This window comes from Roseateles sp. (assembly GCF_039929605.1).
Classification (GTDB): domain Bacteria; phylum Pseudomonadota; class Gammaproteobacteria; order Burkholderiales; family Burkholderiaceae_C; genus Pelomonas.
In genome coordinates, this window is the sequence record NZ_JBDSQX010000152.1 from 68,985 (window position 1) to 78,338 (window position 9,354).

The 9,354-nt window shown below is 68.5% G+C and carries 9 protein-coding genes; 2 read left to right on the forward strand and 7 right to left on the reverse strand.

Annotation, left to right across the window (positions count from 1 at the left end; all coding sequences use genetic code 11):
- Positions 1-3: 3 nt before the first annotated feature.
- The 7 genes from ABIS05_RS20850 to ABIS05_RS20880 all read right to left on the reverse strand — a co-directional run bounded on the left by ABIS05_RS20850 (position 4) and on the right by ABIS05_RS20880 (position 7,012).
- Positions 4-1,185: an MFS transporter gene (locus tag ABIS05_RS20850; RefSeq protein WP_348011702.1), complete on the reverse strand. Its 1,182-nt coding sequence runs from the start codon at positions 1,183-1,185 to the stop codon at positions 4-6.
- Positions 1,182-2,555, reverse strand: a complete 1,374-nt coding sequence (locus ABIS05_RS20855) for a DNA recombination protein RmuC (protein WP_348011703.1) — start codon at positions 2,553-2,555, stop codon at positions 1,182-1,184. The genes ABIS05_RS20850 and ABIS05_RS20855 overlap by 4 nt, the downstream gene beginning before the upstream one ends.
- A 27-nt stretch (positions 2,556-2,582) precedes the next feature.
- The gene (locus ABIS05_RS20860) at positions 2,583-3,377 is read right to left on the reverse strand and encodes a hypothetical protein (protein WP_348011704.1); all 795 of its coding nucleotides are present in this window, start codon (positions 3,375-3,377) and stop codon (positions 2,583-2,585) included.
- 161 nt (positions 3,378-3,538) lie between these two features.
- Positions 3,539-4,522: a D-glycerate dehydrogenase gene (locus ABIS05_RS20865; RefSeq protein ID WP_348011705.1), complete on the reverse strand. Its 984-nt coding sequence runs from the start codon at positions 4,520-4,522 to the stop codon at positions 3,539-3,541.
- Positions 4,510-5,853 (reverse strand): sodium:proton antiporter, encoded by a 1,344-nt coding sequence (locus tag ABIS05_RS20870; RefSeq protein WP_348011706.1) that lies wholly within the window; start codon positions 5,851-5,853, stop codon positions 4,510-4,512. The genes ABIS05_RS20865 and ABIS05_RS20870 overlap by 13 nt, the downstream gene beginning before the upstream one ends.
- Positions 5,853-6,578, reverse strand: a complete 726-nt coding sequence (locus ABIS05_RS20875; protein ID WP_348011707.1) for a nitroreductase — start codon at positions 6,576-6,578, stop codon at positions 5,853-5,855. Before ABIS05_RS20875 ends, ABIS05_RS20870 begins: the two co-directional genes overlap by 1 nt.
- A complete protein-coding gene (locus ABIS05_RS20880) occupies positions 6,575-7,012 on the reverse strand; it encodes a thioesterase family protein (protein ID WP_348011708.1) in 438 nt (145 codons plus the stop codon). The genes ABIS05_RS20875 and ABIS05_RS20880 overlap by 4 nt, the downstream gene beginning before the upstream one ends.
- A gap of 186 nt (positions 7,013-7,198) precedes the next feature.
- Here ABIS05_RS20880 and ABIS05_RS20885 point away from each other — a divergent pair, with 186 nt between their 5' ends.
- The gene (locus ABIS05_RS20885; RefSeq protein ID WP_348011709.1) at positions 7,199-7,657 is read left to right on the forward strand and encodes a cache domain-containing protein; all 459 of its coding nucleotides are present in this window, start codon (positions 7,199-7,201) and stop codon (positions 7,655-7,657) included.
- Between the two features lie 3 nt (positions 7,658-7,660).
- Positions 7,661-9,196 carry a methyl-accepting chemotaxis protein gene (locus ABIS05_RS20890; protein WP_348011710.1) on the forward strand — a complete coding sequence of 512 codons (1,536 nt, stop codon included), beginning with the start codon at positions 7,661-7,663 and terminating at the stop codon, positions 9,194-9,196.
- Positions 9,197-9,354 lie beyond the last annotated feature (158 nt).

Here is a 9,354-nt window from a genome sequence, read left to right on the forward strand (position 1 = left end):
ACCTCAGTCGGAGCCATCGCTGCGCAGGCCCCGCGCCGGCCACTGCGCCAGCAGCAGCAGCGAGGCCATCAGCCACATCGGCGCAGTGAGCGCCGTGGCCGCAGCCAGCAAGCCGAAGCCGGCCGGCATGGCCACCGTGGCGCTGTTGACGGTCAGCATGCGCAGGCCCAGCGCCTGGCCGTGGCGCTCGGCTGGCGTCACGCGGTGCAGCATGGCCATGATCATGGGCTGCACCGAGCCCAGCGCGACGCCGAGCAGCGCCGAGCCGCACATCAGCCCGGCCGTGCCGGGCAGCCACGCGTAGGCGATGAAGGTCAGCGTGGCGAGCAGCATGGCCGAGCGCAGTGCCTTGACCTCGTCGATGTTGTCGGCAAAGCGGACGATGGTCAGGCGCACCAGCGTTGCGGCCGCCGCAAAGCAGCCCAGCACCAGGCCGATGCTGGCCGCCGACAGCCCGCGCGAATGGCCGACGACGGGCACGACGAAGCTGTGCGCATCCCAACCGGCCGACAGCACCAAGTTGACGAGGATGAGGCGCCTGAAGGCCGGCAGCCGGAACAGATGCCAGGCCGCCGGCTCGCGGAAGCTCTTGCTGTAGACCGCCGGCGCATGGCGCGGCACCTTCTGCGCCAGCGCCCAGGCCAGCAGCGGCAAGCTGGCGGCGAAGCCGAAGGCGGCCCTCATGCTGACGTAGTCGATCAACAGGCCGGCAATGATGGGCGCCAGCGCGTTGGACATGGCCGGCCCGAGCGCCATCCAGCTGAAGATGCGCTTGAGCTCGCCCGGCTCCTCGGCCATCAGCCCGGCTTCGCGCTGCAAGGCGACGGCCGCCACCGCGACGGCGCCGCCGCAGAACAGACAGCCGATGGCAATCGCCCAGAGCTGCTGCACGCCCAAGGCCAGCAGCGTACCGGCGCTGGCGAGCAGCACGCCGACGCCGACCGGGCGGTGAAAGCCGTGGCGGTCTGCCAGCCGGCCGGCCCACAGCGACAGCGCGATGGGCGCGACAGCGAACAGGCTGAGCAGCAGGCCGACCGAGGCCTCGCCGTAGCCGCGGTCAAGCACCCAAAGGCTGGCAGTCACGCGCGTGACCGCCATGCAGGCATGCACGCAGATCATGGTGGCGATCAGCCACACGAAGGCGTGGCGCAGGCTCCTGCCCTGGCCTGGCGCGGGGTCGGTCACTCGATGTCCTCGCCGAGGCTGGCGAGTTTGTCGAGCTGCAGCAGCTGCTGGGATGCATCGTCCGGCAGCGCCTCCACGCCCTTGAGCTTGCGCGTCATCGCCCGCGTACGCACCTCGGCCTCGTTCAATGTGTTGCCGGCCTCGTCGAGTTTTTTCTTGACCTTGGTGAGTACGTCGCCGAACTTGCCGAATTCGGTCTTGACGGCGCCCAGCACCTCCCAGACCTCGGCGCTGCGCTTGCCCAGCGCCAGCGTGCGAAAGCCCATCTGCAGGCTGGTCAGCGTGGCCAGCAGCGTGGTGGGGCCGCAGAGCATCACCTTGTGCTCGCGCTGCAGGCTTTCCACCAGGCCGGGCCGGCGCAGGGCCTCGGCGTACAGGCCCTCGGTGGGCACGAAGAGGATGGCGAAATCGGTCGTGTGCGGCGGGCCGATGTATTTCTCGCGAATCGTCTTGGCTTCCAGCCGCAGGCGGCCCTCGATGGCCTTGCCTGCCGCCTCGGCAGCGGGCGCATCGGCGCGCTCGTGCGCGTCCAGCAGGCGCTCGTAATCCTCACGAGGGAACTTGGCGTCGATCGGCAGCCACAGCGGCTGGCCATCGTCGCGCTGGCCCGGCAGCTTGATGGCGAACTCGACCCGTGCGGAAGAGCCCGGCAGCGTCGCGACATTGGATGCGTACTGCTCGGGCGTGAAGACCTGCTCCAACAGGCCGGCCAGCTGCACCTCGCCGAACACGCCGCGCGTCTTCACATTGGTCAGCACGCGGTTCAGCGAGCCGACATCGCGCGCCAGCGACTGCATTTCGCCCAGGCCCTTGTGCACTTGCTCCAAGCGCTCGGCGACCTGCTTGAAACTCTCGCCCAGGCGCTGTTCGAGCGTGGCGTGCAGCTTCTCGTCGACGGTGGCGCGCATCTGCTCCAGCTTCTTCTCGTTGTCCTGCTGGATGGCGGTGAGGCGCTGCTCCACCGTGTGGCGCAGCTCGGCCAGGCGCAAGTCATTGCTCTTGGACAGGGCCTGCAGCTGTTCGCGCATCGCGTCGCCCAGGCGCTGCATGGACTCGGCCTGAGCCTGCATGCCACGCAGCGCGGCGGCGTCCTGCGCCTCGCGCGCGGCCAGCGCCTGCTGCGCAAGCGACTGGTTGCTGCCCTGCAGGGCTTGCGTCAGCACCTGCTGGAACTGCGCCAGGCCCTGCACCAGTTCCTGGCGGGTTCCACTGGCACTGCGGCCCAGCTCGTCACGCAGCTCGCGCTCCAGGCGCTCCGTGCCTCGCAACAGCAACTCGGGCGAGATGGATTTCTGGCGCAGCCAGATCAGCACCAACAACACCAAAACAAGGGTCAACAGACCCAGCAGCAACACATCGATCAGGCTCATGGCGGCATTGTCTGCGCCAGCGTTCGCTCAGGGCGCAAGCAACCCCTTGACGGCGCGCGGCAGTTCGGCCTCGATCAAGGCCTCCAGCGCCTTCACGCGCTGCTCGGCAGTCGTCGCGGCCCAGGGGTTGGCGGCGGCCTCGCGCGCCACCGGCAGCCGGGCGGCCACGGCGAGGGACTGCTCGCGCTTGAGCCGCATGTCCGCGAGGTCGATCAGCGCGACGCGGAGGGACACATAGGGCACGAACACCGGCAGGTCCGGCTGGCCGTCGAAGCCGATGTTGGCGCTCAGGCGCTGGTCGAGCACGAAGCCCGGGCCTTCGAGCATGGCGAGGATGCGTGCCGGCAAGGCTGCAGCGAGCCCGGGCTCCTGGCGGCTGCGCGTCACCAGCAACAGTTGCGCCGCGCCGCTCTGGCGCAACGCTGCGACGAGGTTGCCGGGCAGCGTGAGCTTGCCATCGACGAACAGGTTGGCCGGGTCGCCGAACAGGCTGCGCGTGGACGAGGTGTAGAGCTTGGTTTCGAGCTTGTCGCTGCGGGCCTTGACGGCGTCGTTGATCGCCTGCAGCGCGGCAGCGTCCAGCTTGCCGGCGGGCGTGGCCGTCCATTCGCCGCTCTGCACGGTGTCGCCACGCGCCGCGGTCAGGCTGATGAGCTGCACGCTGTCGCCCAGCAGGGACAGGGCGGCGTACTTGTTGGGGTCGCGCGGCGTCTTGTCCTCCACTTCGGCCGCCGGTGCAGGTGCAGTCGGGGGCTTGAGCCGGGATTGACCGATGGCCAGCGCGGGCACAAGCAGGACAAGGGCGAGGAGAAAGGGTTTCATCAAGGTTCCATTCAGTATTCGGCACCGCGACGCAAGAATTTGCGGGCCAAGCGCCGGGCCGCTCCCAAGCCGGCCCGCACTGGCGATGTGCTTGCCGGTCGACCCGGCAAGCATCGCCGTCCCCTCGGGGGACCGGCCAAGGTAGGCCTCGGACGAGGGGCTCACAACACCTCAGGATTCAGCGGCGTGGGCGGCGGGGCGCCGGTCAGCGCGGCGACGAGATTGTCGGCGGCCAGCCGAGCCATCGCGAGGCGGGTGGGCATGGTGGCGCTGCCGATGTGCGGCGTGAGGACGATGTTGGGCAGGCTCAGCAGCGCCGGGTTCACACGCGGCTCGCCCTCGAAGACGTCCAGGCCGGCCGCAGCGATGCGATGCTCGCGCAGCGCGGCGGCCAGCGCGTCTTCATCGACGAGGCCGCCGCGCGCGATGTTGACGAGCGTGGCCGTCGGCTTCATCAAGGCCAGCTCGGCGGTGGCGATGCAGTGGTGGGACTCGGCCGAATACGGCAGCACGAGGATGAGGTGGTCGGCCTGGCGCAGCAGCTCGTCTTTACTGAGGTAGCGCGCGCCGAGTTCGGCCTCGGTGTCGGCGGGCAGGCGCGAACGGTTGTGATACGCCACGTTCATGCCGAAGCCGAAGCGCCCGCGCCGCGCGATGGCCTGGCCGATGCGGCCCATGCCGAGGATGCCCAGCGTCGTGCCGTGCACGTCGGCGCCGGCCAGGAAGTCCCAGGCCCAGCTCTTCCACAGGCCATCGCGCAGCAGGCGTTCGCCCTCGCCCATGCGCCGGGCCGTGGCCATCAGCAGCGCAAAGCCGAGGTCGGCCGTGGTCTCCGTCAGCACGTCGGGCGTGTTGGTGACGAGCACGCGGCGCGCGGTGCAGGCGGCCAGGTCGATGTGGTTGTAGCCGACGCTCATCGTGCAGACGGCGCGCAGCTCCGGGCAGGCGGCCAGCAGCTCGGCGGTGATGCGCTCGGTGCCGGTGATGTAGGCGCCGACCTTGCCTTGCAGCCGCGCACGCAGTTCGTCGGCACTGAGCGGCGCCTCGCCGTCATGGAAGTCCACATCGAAGTGGGCCGAGAGCTTTTCGACGACATCGGCCGGCGCGCGGCGGGCAATGAGAACCTTCAGCTTCAACGCATCCATATCCAACCCGTCACGAAGAACAGCGGCAGCAGCACCGAGCAGGACCACAGCAGATAGCCGCCGAAGCTGGGCATCTTCACGCCGCGTTCCTCGGCAATCGCCTTGACCATGAAGTTGGGCGCGTTGCCGATGTAGGTCAGCGCGCCCATGAAGACGGCGCCGCCGGAGATGGCCGCCAGCACCGGCGCGCCTTCGGTCATCAGCCGCGCCGCGTCGCCGCCGGCGAGGTTGAAGAAGGCGAGGTAGGTGGGTGCGTTGTCCAGCACCGAGGACAGGCCGCCGGTCAGCCAGAAGTAGGCGGCCGGCGACGGTTGGCCGTCGCTGCCCGTCAGCATCGCCGCGAGCGGTGCGAACACGCCGGCCGGGCCGGCCTTGAGCATGGCGATGACGGGCACCATGGTCAGGAAGATGGCGATGAAGAGCTTGGCCACTTCCTGCATCGGCGCCCAGGAGAACTGGTTCTTCTCGCGCACGCCGGCGGGTGTCAGCCACAGCGAGGCGAACGTCACGGCGACGAGGCCGGCGTCACGCACCAGCGCCTGCAGCGGCAGCGGCGTGCCCCACAGGTCGAAGACGATGCCGGGCTTCCAGGTGCCGCTCATCAGCACCAGGGCTATGGCCACCGCCAGCGGCAGCAGATTGATGGCGCCTTCCAGGCCGAGCTGGGGCGAATCGGGCGTGGGGTCGTCGCGCGTGACACCTTCCTTGCGGTAGAGCCAGGTGTCGATGGCCCAGAACATGGCCAGCAGCGAGGTCTGCAGGAACAGCGTCTCGGGCCACAGGTGGCCCACGGTCCAGAGGAAGCTGACGCCCTGCAGAAAGCCGAGGAAGAGCGGCGGGTCACCCAGCGGGGTGAGCGACCCGCCGACGTTGCTGACGATGAAGATGAAGAAGACGACGACGTGGGCGTTGTGAACGCGGTTGTCGTTGGCGCGCACCAGCGGGCGGATTAGCAGCATCGATGCGCCCGTCGTGCCCATGAAGCTTGCGAGCACGGCGCCGAGCAGCATCAGGCCCGAGTTCAGCGCCGGGCTGCCATGAAGATTGCCGCGGATGAAGATGCCGCCCGCCGTGGTGTAGAGCGCGGCGAGCAGGATGGTGAAGGGCAGGTATTCCTCCACCAGCGTGTGCACCAGCACATGACCCGTTGCCCCCGCTCCGAAGGCCAGCGCGAACGGGATCAGCAAGGCCGCCGTCCAGCCTGCGGCGATCTTGCCGAAGTGGTGGTGCCAGAAGGCCGGCGCCGCCAGCGGCATGACGGCGATGGAGACCAGCATGCCCGCAAACGGCGCGGCCCAGGCCAGGCCCAGCTCGGCTCCAGAGAAGGCCATCAGATCTCCCGGAAGCGCGTGAACTCGGCCACAGGCGCACGTTCAGTGACAAGGCTGTTCTCGACGGCGGCCGGGTCGGCAAAGCCGAGCGACATGCCGCACACGAGCATCTGCTCGGGCGCCAGCTGCAACTCCTCGCCGATCAGGCGATGGAACTGCGTGAACGCCGCCTGCGGGCAGGTGTGCAGGCCGCGCGCGCGGGCGGCCACCATGACGTTCTGCAGGAACATGCCGTAGTCCAGCCACGAGCCCCGTTCCATGACACGGTCGATGGTGAAGAACAGGCCCACCGGCGCGTCGAAGAAGACGAAGTTGCGGCCATGCTGGTGCTGCATGCCCGCCTTGTCGGTCTTGGCGATGCCGAGCAGGCCGTAGAGATCCCAACCCACCTTGCGGCGGCGGTCGATATAAGGGCTGCGCCACTCGTTGGGGTAGTAGTCGTACTCCTGCTTGTGGGCCGCGTTCTGCTCGGCGTCGAGGTAGGCAGCCTGGATGCGGCCGGCCACGCGCTTGAGCGCAGCGCCGGTCAGCACATGCACCTGCCAGGGCTGAGTGTTAGTGCCCGAGGGCGCCCAGGACGCGACTTCGAGGATGTCCTCGACCGTCTGGCGCGGCACCGGCGCCGGCAGGAAGGCGCGCAGCGAGTGCCGGGTCTTGATGGCGGCGTCGACGGCGGCGGTCTGCTCGGGCGTGGGCGTGGCGAATCGGGAATCAGGGCGACTCATGGGGTCAGGGCCTTCAGGGCGGAGAGATAGGCAAGCGGCAACTCGGCCACCGGGCGACGGCTGTCGCGGTCGACGTAGACATGCACGAAATGACCGCGCGCTGCGCAAAGGTCGCTGCCTTCGGCGAACAGGCCGATCTCGTAGCGCACGCTGGAGCGGCCTTGGTGGGCCACGCGCACGCCCGCATCGACACCTTGCGGGAAGGCCAGCGACTCGAAGAAGTTGCAGTGGGTCTCAACGACGAGGCCGATGACGGCGCCGCCATGGATGTCCAGCGCGCCGGCCTCGATGAGCAGGCGGTTCACCGCCGTATCAAAGAGGCTGTAGTAGACGACGTTGTTCAGGTGGCCGTAGGCATCGTTGTCCATCCACCGTGTCGTCAGCGACACGAAGCGGGGATAAGCGTTGCGGGCGTCGGGCTGCGGTCGCATCATGCGAGGCATTCTTCCATGCGACCGGCGCAACACGGTTTGCAAAGGCTTGCGGCATATGCACTTGCCTGGCGAGAATTTCCGGAGCGGCGCTGCTGCGGAGCCTTTCGGCTTGGTCTCGGCCGCAAAGTGAAGGTTTGGGTAATAACTGATCTACAACGGCCACAACGGCTCGAAAGGAACACTCGCATGAATCGAACGCTTGCAGGTCTTGCCCTCGCGTGCGCTGCGCTCGTCGGCGCGCAGCCCGCCCTCGCACAGAACGCCACCAAGGACGACGCCGTGGCCATCGTCAAAAAGGCCGTGGCCTACATCAAGGCCAATGGCAAAGACAAGTCCTACGCCGAGATCACCGCCAAGAGCCCGCAGTTCGTCAAGCAGGACCTCTACGTCGTCGTCTACGGCCTGGACGGCAAGTGCCTGGCCCACGGCGCCAACGAAAAGCAGGTCGGGCGCGACCTGATCGAGCTCAAGGACATCGACGGCAAGCCTTTCATCAAGGAGCGCACCGAGCTGGGCCGCTCCAAGCCCAACGGCTTCTGGCAGGACTACAAGTTCACGAACCCGGCCAGCAAGAAGATCGAGCCCAAGCAGATGTATTGCGAGCGCCTGGACGAAACCATCGTCTGCGGTGGCATCTACAAGTAAGCGATGAAGCTGGCCGCAAAAATGCTGTTGCCGCCGATGGCGGCACTGGTGGTCGTGTTGGCGATCGGCCTGGGCAACAGCATGCTGTCGCTGCGCGAGGTCGTCACCACCAACGAGGTCGGCCAGCAGCGCAACGAGGTCTTCATGACCATGGTGGCCGTGCAGACGCAGGTGGGCGAGATGCACGGTGGCGTCTTCCGCACGATCGCCCTCATCGGCTCGCTGGATGACGCCAAGGTCAAGGCGCTGCGTGGCGAGCTCAAGCAGCAAATCGAAGGACTGACGCGCACGCTGACGACGCTGGCCGACCTGGACAGCACGCCGTCCGAGACCGCCGTGCACATCAAGGCGGCGCTGCCGCTGCTGCAGGCCTACCTGGGCAAGGCCGATGGCGCCATCGACCTGGCCTCCGTCGACCCCAACACCGGCGTGGCCGCCATGCAGGACGCCGAGGCGCGCTACAAGGAGGTGGCAGCGCTGATCGGCAAGGCCGTCCAGAGTCTGGGCGCCGACCAGCAGAGCGCCTCTGACGCGCAGCAGGACAAGGCGCGCCGCCGCGCCTTGATCTTCGCCGTCGTCTCACTGCTGGCCGCGGGCGCCGGCATGGGCATGCTGCTGGTCAACCAGCGCAAGATCGTTGCGGATGTGAACGCGTCGCTGTCGCTGGCCGAGGCTGTCGCCGCAGGCGACCTGACACAGCGCGCCAATCCGACGGGCGAGGACGAACTTGCCGGGCTGATGCGGGCGCTGAACCAGATGTGCGAGCAGCTCGGCAGCACGGTCGGCGAGGTCATGATGGTGGCCGACTCCATCCGCACCGCGTCCGCCGAGATCGCCTCGGGTAACCAGGACCTGAGCCAGCGCACCGAGCAGACGGCCTCCAGCCTGGAGGTCACCAGCTCGTCCATGGCCCAGCTCACCGGCACCGTCAAGCAGAGCGCCGACAACGCCCAGACCGCCCACCAGCTCGCCACGTCGGCGGCCACCGTGGCCCACCGTGGCGGCAGCGTCGTGCAGCAGGTCGTGGCCACGATGAACGACATCACGTCGTCGTCCAAGCGCATTGCCGACATCATCGGCGTCATCGACGACATCGCCTTCCAGACCAACATCCTGGCGCTGAACGCGGCCGTGGAAGCCGCCCGCGCCGGCGAGCAGGGCCGCGGCTTCGCGGTCGTGGCGGGCGAGGTGCGCAGCCTGGCCGGCCGCAGCGCGGCAGCGGCCAAGGAGATCAAGACGCTGATCGGCGCCAGCGTCGAGCGCGTCGAATCCGGCGCCCGCCTCGTGCAGGACGCGGGTTCGACGATGGGCGAGATCGTCGGCGCCGTGCAGCGCGTGACCGACATCATGGGCGAGATCAGCACCGGCGCCGCCGCGCAGAGCCGGGGCATCGCCGATGTCACCCAGGCCGTCACCCAGGTCGACGACATGACGCAGCAGAACGCCGCCCTCGTCGAAGAAAGCGCCGCCGCCGCCGAGTCGCTGCGCGAGCAGGCCCAGCGGCTGGCGCAGGTCGTCAGCCAGTTCCGCGTGCGCTAGGGCCTGTTAACCCTAGGGCAATGGGTCGCGAAGACCCTCCGCCAGGGGCCAATCAAGGCGCAGCGCGCCGCCCGCACTCGCGTGCGGGCAAGTGGTGCAACGCCGAGTGGCCCCTGGCGGCGGGCCTTCCCTTCGGGTTGTGGCCAGAAGGGTCGCGC

Bases quoted from the DNA above. Each gene is read 5' to 3' on its own strand.
- ABIS05_RS20890 (WP_348011710.1), top strand. From the start codon at position 7,661: ATGAAGCTGGCCGCAAAAATGCTGTTGCCGCCGATGGCGGCACTGGTG.
- ABIS05_RS20880 (WP_348011708.1), bottom strand. From the start codon at position 7,012: ATGATGCGACCGCAGCCCGACGCCCGCAACGCTTATCCCCGCTTCGTG.
- ABIS05_RS20870 (WP_348011706.1), bottom strand. From the start codon at position 5,853: ATGGCCTTCTCTGGAGCCGAGCTGGGCCTGGCCTGGGCCGCGCCGTTT.
- ABIS05_RS20860 (WP_348011704.1), bottom strand. From the start codon at position 3,377: ATGAAACCCTTTCTCCTCGCCCTTGTCCTGCTTGTGCCCGCGCTGGCC.
- ABIS05_RS20855 (WP_348011703.1), bottom strand. From the start codon at position 2,555: ATGAGCCTGATCGATGTGTTGCTGCTGGGTCTGTTGACCCTTGTTTTG.
- ABIS05_RS20865 (WP_348011705.1), bottom strand. From the start codon at position 4,522: ATGGATGCGTTGAAGCTGAAGGTTCTCATTGCCCGCCGCGCGCCGGCC.
- ABIS05_RS20875 (WP_348011707.1), bottom strand. From the start codon at position 6,578: ATGAGTCGCCCTGATTCCCGATTCGCCACGCCCACGCCCGAGCAGACC.
- ABIS05_RS20885 (WP_348011709.1), top strand. From the start codon at position 7,199: ATGAATCGAACGCTTGCAGGTCTTGCCCTCGCGTGCGCTGCGCTCGTC.